At 60.3% G+C, this 16,061-nt stretch carries 17 protein-coding genes and 1 pseudogene; 13 read left to right on the top strand and 5 right to left on the bottom strand.

From position 1 onward, the window contains the following. The first annotated feature begins 33 nt into the window (after positions 1-33). The 3 genes from NKJ76_RS27460 (at position 34) to NKJ76_RS27470 (ending at position 3,418) form a co-directional block, all read left to right on the top strand. Positions 34-1,689, top strand: coding sequence for an MFS transporter (locus NKJ76_RS27460; RefSeq protein WP_352538822.1), 1,656 nt, complete (start codon positions 34-36; stop codon positions 1,687-1,689). A 256-nt stretch (positions 1,690-1,945) separates the two neighbouring features. Beyond that, a complete protein-coding gene (locus NKJ76_RS27465; protein WP_352538823.1) occupies positions 1,946-2,998 on the top strand; it encodes an NAD(P)/FAD-dependent oxidoreductase in 1,053 nt (350 codons plus the stop codon). A gap of 228 nt (positions 2,999-3,226) precedes the next feature. Beyond that, positions 3,227-3,418, top strand: coding sequence for a hypothetical protein (locus tag NKJ76_RS27470; RefSeq protein ID WP_023727257.1), 192 nt, complete (start codon positions 3,227-3,229; stop codon positions 3,416-3,418). Positions 3,419-3,594: 176 nt separating this feature from the next. On the opposite strand, the gene hemN is transcribed toward NKJ76_RS27470, so the two are convergent. Next, on the bottom strand, positions 3,595-4,956 hold the full coding sequence (hemN, locus tag NKJ76_RS27475) for an oxygen-independent coproporphyrinogen III oxidase (RefSeq protein WP_352538824.1): 1,362 nt from the start codon (positions 4,954-4,956) through the stop codon (positions 3,595-3,597). Positions 4,957-5,958: 1,002 nt separating this feature from the next. Between hemN and NKJ76_RS27480 the strand changes: the two genes are divergently transcribed. The 4 genes and pseudogenes from NKJ76_RS27480 (at position 5,959) to NKJ76_RS27495 (ending at position 8,347) form a co-directional block, all read left to right on the top strand. Beyond that, entirely contained in the window at positions 5,959-7,116 is a 1,158-nt protein-coding gene (locus NKJ76_RS27480) for a porin (protein ID WP_352538825.1), read from the top strand. A gap of 18 nt (positions 7,117-7,134) precedes the next feature. Beyond that, positions 7,135-7,398, top strand: a pseudogene (locus tag NKJ76_RS27485) (thiazole synthase); the annotation flags it as partial. A 75-nt stretch (positions 7,399-7,473) separates the two neighbouring features. Then, on the top strand, positions 7,474-7,752 hold the full coding sequence (locus NKJ76_RS27490; protein WP_352538826.1) for a beta/alpha barrel domain-containing protein: 279 nt from the start codon (positions 7,474-7,476) through the stop codon (positions 7,750-7,752). Between the two features lie 337 nt (positions 7,753-8,089). After that, complete coding sequence (locus tag NKJ76_RS27495) at positions 8,090-8,347, top strand: carbohydrate kinase family protein (RefSeq protein WP_352538850.1); 258 nt, start codon at positions 8,090-8,092, stop codon at positions 8,345-8,347. Between the two features lie 218 nt (positions 8,348-8,565). On the opposite strand, the gene NKJ76_RS27500 is transcribed toward NKJ76_RS27495, so the two are convergent. Then, positions 8,566-8,775 (bottom strand): hypothetical protein, encoded by a 210-nt coding sequence (locus NKJ76_RS27500; protein WP_352538827.1) that lies wholly within the window; start codon positions 8,773-8,775, stop codon positions 8,566-8,568. Positions 8,776-8,825: 50 nt separating this feature from the next. On the opposite strand from NKJ76_RS27500, the gene NKJ76_RS27505 reads away from it, so the two are divergent. Continuing rightward, entirely contained in the window at positions 8,826-9,320 is a 495-nt protein-coding gene (locus NKJ76_RS27505; RefSeq protein WP_352538828.1) for a MaoC family dehydratase, read from the top strand. 289 nt (positions 9,321-9,609) lie between these two features. On the opposite strand, the gene NKJ76_RS27510 is transcribed toward NKJ76_RS27505, so the two are convergent. Genes NKJ76_RS27510 through NKJ76_RS27520 form a run of 3 tightly spaced genes read right to left on the bottom strand, consistent with a single transcriptional unit; the run spans position 9,610 to position 10,836 of the window. Further along, on the bottom strand, positions 9,610-10,161 hold the full coding sequence (locus tag NKJ76_RS27510) for an N-6 DNA methylase (protein ID WP_352538829.1): 552 nt from the start codon (positions 10,159-10,161) through the stop codon (positions 9,610-9,612). Beyond that, complete coding sequence (locus tag NKJ76_RS27515; protein ID WP_352538830.1) at positions 10,061-10,537, bottom strand: type II toxin-antitoxin system VapC family toxin; 477 nt, start codon at positions 10,535-10,537, stop codon at positions 10,061-10,063. The genes NKJ76_RS27510 and NKJ76_RS27515 overlap by 101 nt, the downstream gene beginning before the upstream one ends. After that, complete coding sequence (locus NKJ76_RS27520) at positions 10,534-10,836, bottom strand: hypothetical protein (RefSeq protein ID WP_352538831.1); 303 nt, start codon at positions 10,834-10,836, stop codon at positions 10,534-10,536. Before NKJ76_RS27520 ends, NKJ76_RS27515 begins: the two co-directional genes overlap by 4 nt. Positions 10,837-11,245: 409 nt before the next feature. Here NKJ76_RS27520 and NKJ76_RS27525 point away from each other — a divergent pair, with 409 nt between their 5' ends. The 5 genes from NKJ76_RS27525 (at position 11,246) to NKJ76_RS27545 (ending at position 15,806) form a co-directional block, all read left to right on the top strand. Further along, a complete protein-coding gene (locus tag NKJ76_RS27525) occupies positions 11,246-11,578 on the top strand; it encodes a recombinase family protein (protein WP_352538832.1) in 333 nt (110 codons plus the stop codon). A 264-nt stretch (positions 11,579-11,842) separates the two neighbouring features. Further along, positions 11,843-12,172: an ArsR/SmtB family transcription factor gene (locus NKJ76_RS27530; RefSeq protein ID WP_245260337.1), complete on the top strand. Its 330-nt coding sequence runs from the start codon at positions 11,843-11,845 to the stop codon at positions 12,170-12,172. Positions 12,173-12,200: 28 nt separating this feature from the next. After that, entirely contained in the window at positions 12,201-13,538 is a 1,338-nt protein-coding gene (glyA, locus tag NKJ76_RS27535) for a serine hydroxymethyltransferase (RefSeq protein ID WP_352538833.1), read from the top strand. 53 nt (positions 13,539-13,591) lie between these two features. Continuing rightward, positions 13,592-14,764 (top strand): methionine adenosyltransferase, encoded by a 1,173-nt coding sequence (gene metK, locus NKJ76_RS27540; protein WP_023812683.1) that lies wholly within the window; start codon positions 13,592-13,594, stop codon positions 14,762-14,764. 49 nt (positions 14,765-14,813) lie between these two features. Beyond that, the gene (locus NKJ76_RS27545; RefSeq protein WP_352538834.1) at positions 14,814-15,806 is read left to right on the top strand and encodes an adenosine kinase; all 993 of its coding nucleotides are present in this window, start codon (positions 14,814-14,816) and stop codon (positions 15,804-15,806) included. Positions 15,807-16,061: the final 255 nt, after the last annotated feature.

Raw genomic sequence — 16,061 nt, forward strand, 5'->3', positions numbered from 1 at the left:
AAGCGACAATAACGGAAAGAAAAGGTTCGCAAAATGAGTAGGGTGGCTGGATCAAACGAAGATTTGGCTGCACCAACGACCTTTGGGCCACTTCTGCAGCCCACCTTTCGCTCGATCTGGCTCGCCACGCAGGTTTCAAGCCTCGGCTGGTTGATGCAGACTGTCGCCATCAGCTGGCTGATGGCAACGATCTCGACTTCCGATCTGATGGTTGCGTTGGTTCAGGCTTCATCGAACGTGCCCGCCTTCGTCTTGTCTGTCTTCGCCGGGGCTCTCGCTGACAATTTCAGCCGGCGCCGGGTCATGTTCGCCGGTCGGTGCCTTATGGTGACTGCCTCCGCGATGCTGACCGCATCGCTGGCGCTGGGCTTTGTCAGTCCGTGGATGATCCTCGGCTTCAGCTTCTTGATCGCAAGCGGCGGTGCTCTCAATGATCCGGCCTGGCAAGCGTCGGTTGGCGATATTGTGGATCGACGAGATGTTCCCGCTGCCGTCACCCTGCTTTCTGTTGGATTCAATACCGTCCGGACTGTGGGCCCGGCGCTCGGCGGCATTGTAGTTGCCTCGTTTGGCCTTATGGCGGCATTCGCGGTGACCACGCTCACCTATTTCGTACCCTTGGCCACTATTTGGCGCTGCAAGTGGAAGGTTCGTTCTTCCCCTCTTCCACGCGAGTCGATGAGGACGGCGATCTATGACGGGCTGCGCTTCACGGCGATGTCATCGGAAATCAAGGCCGCGATCGCGCGCGGAACCCTCTTTGGCCTGGCGAGCATCGCCATACTCGCGCTGCTGCCGGTGGTTGTCCGCGACCAGCTGGGAGGAGGCCCGCTTGCCTATGGCGCGCTCATGGCTGGCTTCGGGACCGGTGCCGTTTTCGCCGGCCTCTCCAACAGCCTGTTCAGACGGAGCTTGTCGCAAGAAAGGCTGATGAGGCTCTCCTGCGTCGCCTGTGCGGCGTGTTCTCTCTCCCTGGCACTGACATCTTCGATTGCCGTTGCGGCAATTGCACTCGCCTTGGGCGGCGCGGGCTGGGTGACCGCCTGGTCCGGGGTTGGTGTGAGCGTGCAGCTGGCGAGCCCGCGCTGGGTCGTGGGGCGCACCATCTCGATCTACTATGCTTTGATAGACGGCGGCATCGCGCTCGGCAGCTGGGTGTGGGGCACGGTGGCCGAAAACCATTCGTTGACCTGGGCGCTGGAGGGCTCCGCTGGAGCCCTGTTGATCGTCGCTGCAGCCGGCGTTCTCTTTCCTCTTCGAGAGCACCGCGACTCCGAGCCCGATCCCTTGGAGGAATTCGATGCCCCAGCTGTCTCTCTCAACTTGAAGCCGAGGAGCGGCCCGATCGTGGTCAAGATCGAATATCTGATAGCCGAGAGAAATCTCGAGGCCTTCCTCGACCTCATGCGGCAGCGGCGCCATGTACACAGCCGCGTCGGTGCTCGGAACTGGACGCTCCAGCGGAACCTGCAGAAGCCTATGCATTGGACAGAAACGTTCCGCACGCCGACCTGGACGGACTACCTTCGCCTCAATCATCGTCTGACGGAAGTGGACAAGGAACTGGACGAGCGTGTCTTTCAGCTGCACGCGGCCGAGACCCCACCTCAAATGACCCTTTCCATCGAGCGGCCGACAAGCTCGGCCCGCAAGCCCGAGCACTCAGCTTTTCGCCATCCCCGTCATTGAAGCCCGGCCGGCACAGAAAACGCGATTCTTGTCTATCGCGCTCAAACCGGTGCGGGAGACGGACAATCCACCAAAATTCGATGATGGGTGGCAGAGAAGAACCCCAGGCTGAGAGTGCGACCGATCGGTCCCGACGGTGAAGCGGAGCCTGGGGCTACAGCGGCACGCGACTATTGCCGCGTGTCACCTTTTGAATTTAAAGTCTTCCTCAGTCCGCCTCGCTGATCCGGGCCAACGCTATCTTGAGGTTGGCATTTTGTCCCGCCAGCTCGCTGAGACGATCACGTTCGGCGGCGACCACATCCGGACTGGCGTTGGCAACGATGCACCCGCGCGGAGCGTGCTGTTGCTGGAAGCAGGAAGGCATGATCGGCCAAAGCCGGGAGAGGTGCTGCCGGCAGTAGCGAATGGGCTGCTGCGTCAGCTTGGTGTCTGGACGCCGTTCGCCGAGGCCGGCTTCGTTGAAAATCGTGCGCTTGTTTCGGTGTGGGCCAATGAAGTTCCCAGCGAGCGGCACGGCATGTTTTCCGCTCAAGGTGCCGGCTGGCAGCTCGACCGGACGCGATTCGACCGGCTGATGGTGCAGGCGGCCAAGGCGGCAGGTGTGGACACGCGGTTTGGCTCGGCCGTGGGTTCGGCAGTGCGCGACGATCAAGGCTGGCTGCTCAAGCTGGCCGATGAAGCTATCGTTGCCCGCGCCGTGGTTTGGGCGACCGGTCCAGTTGGAGGCTGGCCCGATGTTTCGGCGCCAAGCTCACCATGCACGGACATCTTGCCGCCTACACACGCTTTTTCGACCGCGCACCGGGCGATTGCAGCATGGTCGTCGAGGCGCGTCCCGAAGGCTGGTGGTACAGCGCCGACTTGCGCGTGCCTCACCGATCCGGATCTGGGCAGCGAACTGCGCAAAGCCGGACATTGGTACCGCGCTTTAGCCGCAACGCAGTCCGTCGCGCCGCTCGTGCCGCCCAACGCAATCGAGACCGCCAGCATGATCAAGGCGGCGGGAACCGCAACGATCGATCCCGCCGCCGGTGACCGCTGGGTCGCGGCGGGCGACTGCCTGTTCTGTGCCGATCCACTGTCATCACGCGGGATCGTGCATGCACTCCGCTCAGGGATCCTGGCGGCCTACGCGGCATCGGACATGCTGGACGGGCGTGGCGATTCGCCTGCGCCCGCTATGCAAAATCGCCACACGCGGCTTTGCCGATTAGCTCCCGGCGCTGGCTGCCCACTATGCAGCCGCCGCGCAACGGGACACGCCTTTCTCGCAGCGGCGGCGCAGCCATGTCTTCCACGCGTCTAGCATCGAAGGAGGGAGGTCAGAGGTGGTCGCGGGACGGGGTGCTCGGCATTTATGAAGCGACCGAGCGCCAGCGAGTGGTCGTCGGCGGGCTCGATGGCGGCATCAGGTCAGGGAACTCGGCCTCCATGATCATCTCCGATTTAATTCAAATTTATCTGTATATATTGACGATTGCACTACCTTCACCTCGTAGACGGCAATGCGGGCGGGTAGAGAGGGTTCTATGATATGACAAGCGATTTTTCCGCCGCCCGAGTGCATTTAGATCGAGCGTATGACTACCTTTGTGGGGATGACCCGATGAGTCAAAGGGGCCGCGAAGCCTTGGACCTGCTAATTGAGGCGGTTGCCGTCGAAGAGTTCAAGCAGCCACGCCAAAGCGCTGAGGTGCTAAGGTTTCCGATCGGGCGCCGCTGCTGAGGTAGTCTCCACGGCCGCCATGTAGCCTCGCGGGTGAGGCGCTCACGGCAGGGACTCGCCGCCCCGTGAGGGCCGGGAACGAACGCATTGGCAAACGGAAAGCCCACTTGCCAGACCAGCGCCCGGCCGGCGTGGCAAGTAGGCCGGCGGTTCCAAGCGGAGACATTGATGCCGGACTATGTTGTGCTTTGCATCGCATTAAGCTGCTGCGGGATATACGTAACGCCATCCCTAAACACATCGAATGCGGCAGCGACAGCGCGAATCCCAAAGCGATGCTCCCGCCGTACGCGGACAAAGCCGTTTTCGAAGTCCACTATCCCGTCCTTGGCCAGCATGGCCAAGCGCTCAGCCGAATCGCGAAGATGGATCGGATCAGATCCGTGGGCGACACAGATTGCCGGCACGTCAGCCTCGAAATCGCACATTAATCGCTCGATAATTGCGGCTCGCACGCGGTCGTCGTCTGTGAGGCGATGGCCCTTCGATGTCGCCAGTCGGCCAGCTGCGATGTGCCGGATGTAGGAATCCCGTGTAACTTCGTTTTGAACGTATCCTTGGCCGATGCGGCCGATAGCCGACGCGCCGAAACCGATCAGGGTTCTGCAGGTATCGGCCGAGTAGCCCAACGAGTTACGTCGCAGGCGACCTGTTTCCTGTGCCAGCGCGAGCTCGTCGTCCGGCAAGGCGAAATGGTCGAGCCCGATCTGTCGGTAGCCGGCGGCAATCAGCGTCACGGTGACAGCCGCATACTGTTCAGCGCGGGCAGCGCTGTCGGGAAGAAATTCCGCCTCGATGAGGCGCTGATTCTTTATTTGGGATGGGATGTGCGAGTAGCCGAACAAGGCAAGCCGGTCGGGGCGCATGGCGACCGCCGCCCTCACTGTTTCGACGCACGACTCCACCGTTTGACGCGGCAGGCCGTAGATGAGGTCGAAGTTGATGCGGCTTACTCCATGCCGGCGCAGCATTTCCACGGCAGCCGACGTCTGGGCCTCGCTCTGGATCCGGTTGATCGCTTTTTGAACAATGGGATCGAAGCTCTGTACGCCCAGGCTCGCGCGGTTCACGCCGGCCGCTCCCAAGCCTTCCGCCATCTCGGGCGTGAGCGTGCGTGGATCGATCTCGATGGCGACCGTAGCTGTTTTCGAGATGGCGAAGCGGCATCGCAGGAACTCCATCAGAGCGAGGAACTCGGCTGGTCCGATGAGAGACGGCGTTCCGCCGCCGAAATGTATGTCGCTCACGGGCAACGTCTTCGGCACTCGCACCGAAACCAGACGGATCTCGTCACGCAGCGCCGCCAGATAGTTGAGGATGGGCGCATCACGGCGGGTGATGGTGGTTGGGAAGCCGCAATACCAGCAGGCTGATCGGCAGAACGGAACGTGCAGATAGAGTGACACCGGATCATCAGCCGGCAGGTTCCTGAGCCATTCCTCATAAGCCTCGGCGCCGACCGCCCCAGAGAACTCCGACACAGCCGGATAGATAGTGTACCAAGGCAGCCGGGCCTCTCGAAATTTCGTGGTCTGCAACGGTCACCGTCCCATGCTGATAACATCCAACCTTACCGCTGCGCTCGCCTGCGTCTTTGCGCTATGTCAGTCCGTTCCGCTTTGGGCTCGAAATTTTTTAGCAATGGGCGCCGTTCAGTCTTGGCTGGACAGCGATGGTCTGAGCGCACTCGGTCAGCGTGGTGTTCCCGCCGCAACCCTCACGCGCACCGTTTTGTTCCACCGTACCTTCCCTTCATCTGCGCGTGGGAGATTCTTCTGAGCGCAGATGCCGCATCCGACGAGACAATACGGTGTTGGGACCAGACTTTGCTCGCCAGCTAGCGCCGCCCCATAGTGATCTCTGCCATCTCGATGAGCTCGTTGTGTGAATTGCTGGCAAGAAGCATTAGCTGTGGCGCGCCGCTTTCAGGACGAGAACCTGCTCGACGCGACCGTCAGGTCCGCCGCACTGCCAAGGCTAGCGCCTACTGATTCAGTGGTGCAAGGCTGCGGCGCGTGGTTATCGACCATCAGCTCGCCAAAGTGACGGCGTCGTACCGGGCGGTGGCCGCCGCATGATGCCTCAACGGCGGGGCTCACAGCAAACAATGCCGTCGCCATTAAGCCAAACTGTCGCGAAGCGAACAGACGAGCCGTAGCCGAAAGATTTGCCGTTCCTGCTTGGGTGGATCCGCAAGGCAAAAAGAACGGAAGCGGGAACCAAGGTCCGCCCGCACATTTGAGCTTCAAGCCGCAGCTGGGTCGTCAGGATGGTACGTTATTTGCAGTAGTACCCTTTGTAAGGCCCACCGCGGAGGTGAAAAGGGGTGATTGTATAAAAATGTTGTATGACCGTCCGGGAGTGATAACTGCTTAATATATGTGACAACAAGTCTCAGTCACATTCTAAATTCTCCTGAGTATTAGCACGACAGGTGCAGCAACACTCCTAGAATTCAGCTTGATGCGCTATCAATCGTTTGCTTAGCAAAAATCATTTATCGGTCTCGATTCCTTTTACTGTTTAGACGGAGATCAACAATGACCATTGGGAGCCTCCTCCTCGGCTCAACTGCGGCACTGATCGCCGCTTCCGACGCTCGCGCCGTGATCATCGTCCCCGAGCCTGATCCCACTGAGTACCTCAAGATCTGCGACGTCTACGGCTCCAGCTACGTCTATATTTCAGGCACCGAGACCTGCCTGCGCATCGGCGGCTATCTTAGCTACTACGTGGGCTTGGGCGATGTCGGATTGTTTTACCACGCAAGAACCTCAGATGTGAGGACTGGTGAGGATCAGGGTACATGGCAAAACAACACGCGCTTCACACTGAAAGCTTGGACCGGCCAGGAGACCGAACTCGGCACGTTGAAGACCTACACCGAAACCCGCGTGAATTTCGGTAACCGCCACACTTCGGTTTCGGACAGTTCTCGGTCCTATGCCTTCAACGGAGACAGCATCTTGACTTTCGCCTGGATTCAGCTTGGTGGCCTCCGAGTTGGTAAGGACTGGTCGGCCTTCGACATGTTTATTGGCGGCGCGGGTGACGTACTCAACCAGACGCCGGTTCCGTACGGCGCTTTGGATACCAATGTGGTCCAGTACTACTTCGACGCCGGGAACGGCTTTTCGGCCGTGGTTTCGCTCGAAGAAGGCTCAGGCGTGGTCGGCACAATCGACAACTACGCTCCGCACATAGTCGGCGGCTTGAAATACACACATGGCTGGGGAGCGATCACCGGCGTTGCTGGTTATGATAGCAACTACGAATCGGTGGCCGCCAAGGTCCGTGTCGACATCAATGTCACCAACGAACTGTTGCTGTTCGGAATGTTCGGCTACGGTTCCAATGGCAAGCTCAACGACGACCCCATGAACGCGATCGACGCTCATGGTCGCGGCTTCTATAAGATTTGGGGCGGGAACTGGGCTTTCTGGGCTGGCGCCGCTTACGAGCTCAACGAGACAACTTCGTTGAACCTTCAGCTCTCGGGTGATCAGCTCAAGAACTATGGTGTCGCTGGGAACGTCGCCTACGCGCTTCTTCCAGATTTCACAGTTACGGCTGAACTCGACTATGACCGCTACGGAGGCTCCGCCGTCGGAAAGGTGAAAGCTTCCGAAGTGAACTGGACCAATGCCAACAAGAAGAGCAGTGTCGGCGGTATCCTGCGTTTCGAACGCTCATTCTAATGCGATGAAGCGTTGAGCTCCGAGGTCCAGTTGATGCGCGGACATTTCCCCTACATTCCGTTGATTGTGGATCCACGGCTCGGACGGCCGTCGTACGCGGCGACCGTCATGGAGCTCAGGTTTGACGCCGTGCTCCTGAACACGGCGGTCCCGAGGGCGGCCGATCCGGTCGGCATGGCGCGTGCGTTCGGCAAAGCGGTCGATGCCGGTCGTGAAGCTTTCAGCTCGGGAATGCTCGAACCGCGCTACCCACCGACGATCGGCAGGGCCGTCTTCTCATGAAGTCGTGGACGTGCCGGCGGGATTGACCGGCTGGTGCCGCTCGGCGTGAGTCTGGTGCAGCTCCGGATAAAGGATATGGACGAGAAAGGACTGACGGAAATCCGCTGCGCGAACGACGCCTGCGCGGTCCATGGTTGCCAAGTGAGCGTCAACGACTATTGGCGCACGGCAATCGAGGAAGGCTGCGACTCGTCCATCTTGGTCAAAAGGATTTGGCTGCCGCCGATGCTGACGATGAAATACGCCGGATTGAAGCTCGGCCTTTCGATCCACGATCACACCGAACTGCGCCAGTGGCCGAGCCGGAGTATGTGGCGCTCGGCCCGGTCTATCCAACTAGCCTCAAGAAGATGAATGGGCGTCGCAAGGGCTCGAGCGGATCAGCGAGTGGAAGCACCAGGTCGCGCCGATCCCATTGGTCTCCATCGGCGGCCTCAACCTGACCGGCTCGAAGGCGTTTTTCGAGGCTGGCGCGGAAAGCGCAGCCGTGGTCACCGACTTTGCGCTGAACGACGCCCCAGAAGCGCGCACGCGAGAATGGATCGAAAGACAGAGCAATGGCGCTGGGGCGAGAACCGCATCTGCTCGTCGTTGCCGGGTCAGATTCCCGCGGTGGGGCTGGAATTGCCCGCGAGATCGAGACGATCGCTGCCTTGGCGTGCGCACCTGCCTTGCTGTCAGCGCGCTGACGGTGCAAACCCATGAAGACGCCTTGGAAATCCAAGTTACGCAACCCGGTCTGGTGGCGGATCAGATGCGCGCTACGCTTCAGCCTAACAGAGTGGCCGCCACCAACATCGGCATGCTCGCAACGGCTGAGATCGATCGTCGCTGCGGTTGCCGCTGTGCTGCGCGAATATCCGCGCATACCGACAATCCAGATCCAGTGCTGCTTCCACGTCAGGCCGAGCGCTTCTTGAAGCAAGCGCTATTCCGCATAATAAATTAGCATCTGATGCCGCTTTGCCGTGTCGACACCCAATGTCATTGAACTGGCGCTTCTTGCCGGCTCAGAGCTAGCGGCCAATGAGGTCGGCGCGCTTCAACAAGGACCACAAGCCACGCCGTCTGCTGGACTCCTCCAAATTCGAGACACGGATGGTTCCTATCCAGACAATTGATTTTATCAATCTGCGACAATACCGCATAGCGGCGCCGGCGGAATGATCACCGGTAGCAAGACGAGCTGTTTTCAGTGGCCTGCAGGACGCGCACCGTGACCGAGGTAGAAGCCAGCCCGTCTGCGGCCATGTTCGGATCGGCCGCATCGGTGCGCCGAATGAGATTGCCGGCGGAACGTTCTATTCGTGCAGCCGTGACGGCAGTCATCTCACCGAAGCCATCCTGCCGATGGATGGCCGGCAGTCGGTGCAGCATGGGGTGACACTGTTCACGGAATGAAGCCGCTCGCGCTTCGGACGGTTGAAATGGAGGACATTAGCGTGGAACCGATCAGTCTCGACGAACTTCTGGCCAGCGTCGGCAAGGAAGTCGGCGTGTCGCCGTGGCGGGTGGTCTCGCAGCGGATGATCGACCAGTTCGCCGAGTCCACCGATGACCACCAGTTCATCCACTGCGATCCGGAGCGCGCCAAGCGCGAGACGCCGTTCGGCGGCACCATCGCACATGGCTTCCTGTCGCTTTCGCTTTTGTCGGCGATGACTTTCGAGACCATGCGGCCGCTCGAAAACTGCAAGATGGGTGTCAACTATGGCTTCGAATCGCTGCGCTTCCTGGCGCCGGCGAAAACCGGATCGCGCATCCGCACCCGTTTCGTACTGGCCGACGTCAAGGTCAGGCCGTCGGGCTGGGTGCAGACGGCGCTGGGCGTGACGATTGAGATCGAGGGCTCGAAAAAGCCGGCGCTGACCGCGCGCTGGTTGACGCTGACGCTGATAAAACCCCAGCCGGAGGCGGCCTGAATTGCTCAACGAGCGTCAGCGGAGACGATCTTCACGTGCCGGGGCGATGTAGGCGACCAGTGCGCACCGATCGGCAACGCGGCCACGGGGGTCGGCTAGATAGAGTGGCAGGAATGCCTAATCGGGGCTCCGTCTCGGAAGGGGCGTCGATGTATCGGAAGCGCTTCGGCTTTCGGCGCTGCATTCCTTCTTCATGAAGGTCCATGGAGAATTCCCGACCACGGCGTCGAAAGATCGGCTTGTGATCGGAGTGGGCAGATCCTCCCCGACTGAATCTGCCAATAGGGTGTTATCGAGTCAACCGGGTCGAACTTGAGGTCGCGGATGTCGCTGATCGGCTGCTCGTCGAGCTCGAGAGCTGCCAGCTAAAGGCAGAACACGGCGATGCCAAGAGCTCCGCAGTTGATGTGGACGCCCAGAGCTGGGAGTACAGACCGACGAGTTCCCGGCGGGCGAACTTGCCATTGGTAACGCGCCAGACCAGTCCCGAGAAAGCCTCGATGAGAAGGCCCCCCGAGCCGCACGCGGGATCGACTACAGTGGCGTTTGGCGAGAGGCGTTCGAAGACGAGAGCGAGTGTAAGATGGACGAGCTCGACGCGCGTATCGCGCAGTCCCTGCGATCGCGCCTTGTCCGCGCCGCTCGTGCGTGCGAGCTGTTGGTAGATCGAGCTGACTAGATGAACCGGGATGGCATTAAAGCGGAACTCGAGACGTTCGGACTTTGTGCCGTTGAAATCCTCAAATTGAATCGGCCGGACTGTTGGAGCTATCATCACCCGCTTGGCTTCCAGAGCTACGGAGCGGGTTGATGATCTGAACGTCCTCGAAGTCCTTTTCATTGTCGGTCACTACGACACACTCGTTGGCTTCGGCTACAGCGGCAATGATTGTGTCTAGGGCGCTCCGCGAACGGCCTCTGGCTTTGCCGTTGGCCATCAGCCGCGCCCACACGAGGCCAGCTTTCTCGTCGAACGATAGCACGCGGCCAGCGAACAGCGCTTGCGGGCCTTCGGAGCCCTCGAACCAAGTTTCGAGGCTGCTGCGCTTTTTCCCCTTCGGCTTCTCTAGGATGCCTCTGCGAATTTCGGCGACAGTAAGCGAAGCAATGAAGAGGTCTTCGTCCTTCTGCGCGCCCATCCAGGCCAGCAACGAGCCCGAAGGCTCCGGCTTTATGACGTTGCTGATGATATTGGTATCAAGAAGGTAGCGCGTCACAGGTCGATCTTGCGCCCCTCTTCGCGCGGCCGGCTGAGGTCGAGATTGGAGCCAACCAGAGGCGAGCGACGCAACGAGGCGAGAATGCTGCCCGCTTTCGGTGGCTCACCCGCCACGGCTTGCTGTATGGTCCGACGAAGCTGTCGGGCATCCGGCCCGCTCTCCGTTAATTTTCGGGCAAGAGTTCGCAGTAGATCGCGGTCTGCGTCGAACGCCTGGATCTCGAACCGCGCGATGCCGCGCTCAGCCAGGCGAGAGCGATAATTCTCGATGGCTCTCTTCTGTGCAGTGTTGCCCATCGCGTGCCTCCGGTTCTCTATCCGGATATATAGCCTTGGCTTCTTCGGAGCACAAGGTGCCCCGTCATCGGCCAGCACTGGCTCCTGCGCGAGGCGCGTTATTGATCAAAAACAATTTCCATCTTGTCGAAGCACTGTGATTGGCATCATTGTCGCGAAACGGAGTATTTCGCGTCAGGACAGGAACGCGATCATAGCGCGACCGAAACGTGCAACAGCCGAATAGCTTCGTGTGGTCGCAGGCGCGGCCGCGAAGGGCTGTGCCTGCGTCGCCGAAGCCCGATCGACGCTTCGTCAATCTGGTCCGGCTGCTGGCGCCACAGGCCGCACGGGATTTCGTTCAAGCCGAAACGGATAGCCAAACGCGAGACCGCGTCCGGAGTAAGGGGCCGCCTCATGAAGGTCGCGCTTGGCGCTCGCTACTCAACTGACAATCACCGAGACGCCTCGATCGAGGATCAGTTGCGGCTCTGCTGCTTGCGTGCTGAAAAAGCAAGGCTGGACAGTCGTCCACAGCAATACCCACCGCGCGATCTGCGGCGCGTCGCTGTTGCGTCCCGGCCTTCAGGAGCTGATCAGCGATGCGATGCAGGGCAAATTCCTGATCGTGCTCGCAGAGGCGATGGATCGCCTGACCATGACCGCTGCAAACCGGGAGCAGGCCCGGCTGGGCAAACGTTGCAACAGATCCTTCAAGGAAATTCATAGACTCTTAGCAACTCCGGCTCGCTGTGAATGGTAGGCTTATTGCAACGTCTGAGGTCAGTGGTTCCAAACCGTGGCCCCGCTTGTCTTCGACTCGCCGACCTGCCTGCAATTTCGGCTAAAGGCAAGAAGAGCGCACATTTGTTTGTTCGACACAGGATATCGACGGTCGTCACGGCCACCGAGATTTGCCCGCTCGTTGGACATCCTTCGAAATCTGCAACTTCTGTGGAGAACGCGAAATGAGAAATTCGGCAGGACTTGGTCCTGAGCCATGATGACACTGGTTAGTCGCCTACGCATGGCAGCGCATCCTGACCGCCTTCGAATCCTGGGCCTTTGTGCGCATGCGGACCTAACTGTCTGCGAGCTAGCGGAGATTCTGGGCGTGTGTCGAGAGCGGGTTGCGCGACACGTCCGGCTGCTCGCCAGAGCCGACTTTCTCTGCTGCAACGAACAGCCTCCGTGGCGCTCGTACCATCTCAACGCAGGATCCAACGACGGCGGGCTGGTTCAATTATTGGTCGATCTCCTGCCCCATCGCGACGGCTATCATAAACAGGACCTGCAACGGCTCGAAGCGGTACGAGACACGCGGCCGAAGGGGACCGCGTGCTTGATCGTGAAATAGGTCAATCCAATTGGAGCGCGAAGCTACCATGGACAACTCCGCAGACGGTGCGATCGCACAGCCCGACACCCACGGGCGGTCTTCCTTGGCCGCGGTTGATTGCCGCGTTCACGAGCTGCTTCTGAGACAGGAGCGGCAGGAGCGGACGACCCTCAAGCTCATCGCCTCAGAGAACTTTGCGTCCTCGGCCGTGCTGGAAGCGAACGGCTCGATTTTCACGAACAAGTACGCCGAGGGGTACCCCGGTGCGCGCTACTACGCTGGAAACGAGATCGTTGATGAGCTTGAGAATCTAGCCATTGAGCGCCTGAAATCACTATTTGGCAGCGAGCATGCCAACGTCCAGCCTTATTCCGGCTCGCCGGCCAACCAGGCTGTCTATCGTGCGCTTTTGAGTCCCGGTGACAAAGTCATGGGCTTGCCCCTTCCGGAAGGGGGCCATCTGACTCATGGTTGGGCCATCAACTTTTCCGGTACTGACTATCAACGCGTGCCCTATGGGTTGGATGAAACGACACAGCAGATTGACTATGACCGCTTGCGCGAGACAGCCAAGCGGGAACGGCCGCGGCTCATTTGGGTCGGCGGAACTGCTTACCCGCGTGTCTTTGACTACGCGGCAATGGCAGAAATTGCCCTGGAAGCGAACTCCTATCTCGTAGCCGACATTGCGCACATCAGCGGCCTGATTGCCGCGGGAGCGCACCCGAATCCCGTGGGCCATTGCGACGTGGTCAGCAGCACGTCCCACAAGTCGATCCGCGGTCCCCGCGGTGGCTTCATTTTGTCAAGGAACGAAGATCGCTATCAGGCCCTGTATCATACAAAGAGCAAATACAATCTCGCCAGACGAATAGACCGGGCGGTCTTCCCTCACCTGCAAGGCGGGCCTCACATGAATGCCATCGCTGCGCTAGCGGTTGCCTTGCACGAAGCCGCGAACCCGTCCTTCCGAAGCTACGGCCAACAGACGGTCAAGAACGCCAAGGCTCTGGCACATGCACTGCTTGAGCGAGGTCATGACCTGGTGACCGGGGGGACGGACAATCACATGCTGATCCTTGATCTTCGCAATCGGCCACTATCGGGCAAGGCCTATGCCGAGCGACTAGCAAAGGCAGGAATCATCACAAACTTTAATATGGTGCCTGGCGACCCGCGGGATCCGGCGGTCACAAGCGGAATTCGCCTGGGGGCACCAGCAGTGACGTCAATGGGCATGCGCGATGTGGAAATGCAGCAAATTGCTGGCTTCATTGACTCCGTCCTCCAGCGGCCAGACGACGAAGATCTCCATGCCTGCGTGCGAAGAGACGTTGCCGACTTGTGCGCTGCGTTCGAGGTCCCGGGCATCTCCGACAAGTAAGGTGGGCCAAGCAAAATGCCCATACCACATCCAACACCCGAAGCGAGGTATTCATGGCTAGGCAGTTCGTGTTCTCTTCCGAATCGGTTGGCGCGGGGCACCCGGATAAGTTGGCCGACAACATCTCGGATGCCATCCTCGACGCCATCCTCCGCACAGATCCCAAGGCGCGCGTCGCCTGTGAAGCGTTGGTAAAATCAGGGATAGTCGTTCTGGCTGGCGAGATTACCAGCGATGCCCAGGTGGATTACAGCCAAGTTGCGCGCGATACGATTCTCGACATTGGGTACGACGACGAGGCCGTCGGCTTCGACGGCCGGCGTTGCTCCGTCGTCCATGCCCTCACCGAGCAGTCGCCCGACATCAGCCAAGGCGTTGACGAGGGAAGAGGGCAAGACCTCCAGCAGGGAGCGGGAGATCAGGGCCTCATGTTCGGCTACGCATGCCGCGAAACCGATACCCTGATGCCTTTGCCGATCCAGCTCGCTCATCGCTTGACGAAACGGCAGGCGTATGTCCGGAAGGCACAGCTTGGCTGGTTGCGTCCTGACATGAAATCCCAAGTCTCAGTGCGCTATGAGGGGTTGCGCCCGGTCGCCCTGGATACCATCGTCGTGTCGACGCAACATGACGAGCAGGTCTCGCAAGAGACTGTCCGCGAGGGCGTCATTGAGGAAATCATAAAGCCTGTCCTGCCGACCCACCTGGAGACGGAAGGCATCAGAATTCTGGTCAACCCGACGGGGCGGTTCGTAGTCGGCGGGCCGCGCGGCGACTGCGGTCTCACGGGACGCAAGATCATCGTCGATTCCTATGGCGGGATGGGTCGTCATGGCGGCGGCGCCTTCTCGGGCAAGGACCCGTCCAAGGTTGACCGCTCAGCTGCCTATGCGGCCCGCTATGTTGCAAAGAACATCGTCGCCAGCGGACTTGCGGACGTGTGCGAGGTGCAGCTTGCTTACGCAATCGGCGTGGCCAGTCCGGTTTCCGTCATGGTCAACACGTTCGGGACAGCCAGGGTTGAGGAAAGCAGGATCGAGCGCCTCATTCTTGAGTTGTTCGATCTCAGACCGAAAGGCATTATCAAGATGCTTGATCTCTTGCGCCCTATATACCGCAATACAGCCACCTATGGCCATTTCGGCCGTGAAGAGCCTGATTTCACCTGGGAGAAGACAGACAGGGCGGACGAATTGCGTCGCGAGGCAGGACTAGCCGCCCCGTGAAGCCGCCGGCGAGCGAATTGGCAAGCGGAAAGCCCAAGCGGAGACATTGATGCCGGATTATGACGTGCTTTGCATCGGCAATGCCATTGTCGACATCATCGCCCAGTGCGACGACGCTTTTCTGGTGACCAACGGCATCATCAAGGGTGCCATGAACCTCATCGATACCAAGCGCGCCGAGCTGCTCTACAGCCACATGGGGCCGGCGATCGAGGCCTCCGGTGGCAGCGCCGGCAACACGGCGGCCGGCGTCGCCAGCTTCGGCGGCCGCGCCGCGTTCTTCGGCAAGGTGTCGAACGATCCGCTCGGCGAAATCTACGCGCACGACATCCATGCGCAGGGCGTTGCCTTCGACACCAGGCCGCTCGAGGGCGAGCCGCCGACGGCGCGCTCGATGATCTTCGTCACCCCGGACGGCGAGCGCTCGATGAACACCTATCTCGGCGCCTGCGTCGAGCTTGGGCCGGAGGATGTCGAGGCCGACAAGGCGTCTGGCGCCAAGGTCACCTATTTCGAGGGCTATCTGTGGGACCCGCCGCGCGCCAAGGAGGCGATCCGGCAGACGGCGAAGCTCGCGCACGAGGCCGGGCGCGAAGTCTCGATGACACTGTCGGATTCGTTTTGCGTTGACCGCTACCGCGACGAGTTCCTCGATCTGATGCGCTCGGGCACGGTCGACATCGTCTTTGCCAACAGCGACGAGATCAAGTCGCTCTACCAGACCTCGTCCTTCGACGAAGCGGTGGCGCAGATCCGCAAGGACTGCAAGATCGCCGCCGTCACACGCTCGGAAAAAGGCTCAGTGATCGTGCGCGGCGACGAGACCGTGGTCATCGAGGCGACCGCCATCAAGGAGCTGGTCGACACGACGGGCGCCGGCGATCTCTACGCCGCCGGTTTCCTGCATGGCTACACGCAGGGCCGCAACCTCAAGACCTGCGGCGACCTTGGCTCGCTGGCGGCCGGCCTGGTGATCCAGCAGATCGGCCCAAGGCCAAGGCAGAATTTGCGCCGCGAGGCGGAACGGGCTGGGTTGCTGTAGATGCGCGGGCAACTAACCAGCTGCCCAACCGACGCGATCATCGCAGTGGCGGAACTGTGTCAAAGCTCGCTGATAACGACAGCCATTCGCTTCGGAGAACTGACCGATGCTGCTGCCGTGAAGCTCGCTGGAAGGGGGTGCAAGGCGGGCATGCCTTGACGGCATTCACCGTCATCGAGATCGCCACCGGCATTTTCCAGAAGCTCAGCTTGGGGAAGGCCAGTAAGGTTCCTGAGGTAACGGAGAACTCGCGGC

The sequence above is a fragment of the Mesorhizobium sp. M0029 genome, from assembly GCF_040323735.1.
In the GTDB taxonomy this organism is placed as follows: domain Bacteria; phylum Pseudomonadota; class Alphaproteobacteria; order Rhizobiales; family Rhizobiaceae; genus Mesorhizobium.

Bases quoted from the DNA above. Each gene is read 5' to 3' on its own strand.
- NKJ76_RS27460 (WP_352538822.1), top strand. From the start codon at position 34: ATGAGTAGGGTGGCTGGATCAAACGAAGATTTGGCTGCACCAACGACC.
- NKJ76_RS27470 (WP_023727257.1), top strand. From the start codon at position 3,227: ATGACAAGCGATTTTTCCGCCGCCCGAGTGCATTTAGATCGAGCGTAT.
- NKJ76_RS27480 (WP_352538825.1), top strand. From the start codon at position 5,959: ATGACCATTGGGAGCCTCCTCCTCGGCTCAACTGCGGCACTGATCGCC.
- NKJ76_RS27490 (WP_352538826.1), top strand. From the start codon at position 7,474: ATGGACGAGAAAGGACTGACGGAAATCCGCTGCGCGAACGACGCCTGC.
- NKJ76_RS27500 (WP_352538827.1), bottom strand. From the start codon at position 8,775: ATGCTGCACCGACTGCCGGCCATCCATCGGCAGGATGGCTTCGGTGAG.
- NKJ76_RS27505 (WP_352538828.1), top strand. From the start codon at position 8,826: ATGGAGGACATTAGCGTGGAACCGATCAGTCTCGACGAACTTCTGGCC.
- NKJ76_RS27510 (WP_352538829.1), bottom strand. From the start codon at position 10,161: ATGAAAAGGACTTCGAGGACGTTCAGATCATCAACCCGCTCCGTAGCT.
- NKJ76_RS27520 (WP_352538831.1), bottom strand. From the start codon at position 10,836: ATGGGCAACACTGCACAGAAGAGAGCCATCGAGAATTATCGCTCTCGC.
- NKJ76_RS27530 (WP_245260337.1), top strand. From the start codon at position 11,843: ATGGCAGCGCATCCTGACCGCCTTCGAATCCTGGGCCTTTGTGCGCAT.
- glyA (WP_352538833.1), top strand. From the start codon at position 12,201: ATGGACAACTCCGCAGACGGTGCGATCGCACAGCCCGACACCCACGGG.
- metK (WP_023812683.1), top strand. From the start codon at position 13,592: ATGGCTAGGCAGTTCGTGTTCTCTTCCGAATCGGTTGGCGCGGGGCAC.
- NKJ76_RS27545 (WP_352538834.1), top strand. From the start codon at position 14,814: ATGCCGGATTATGACGTGCTTTGCATCGGCAATGCCATTGTCGACATC.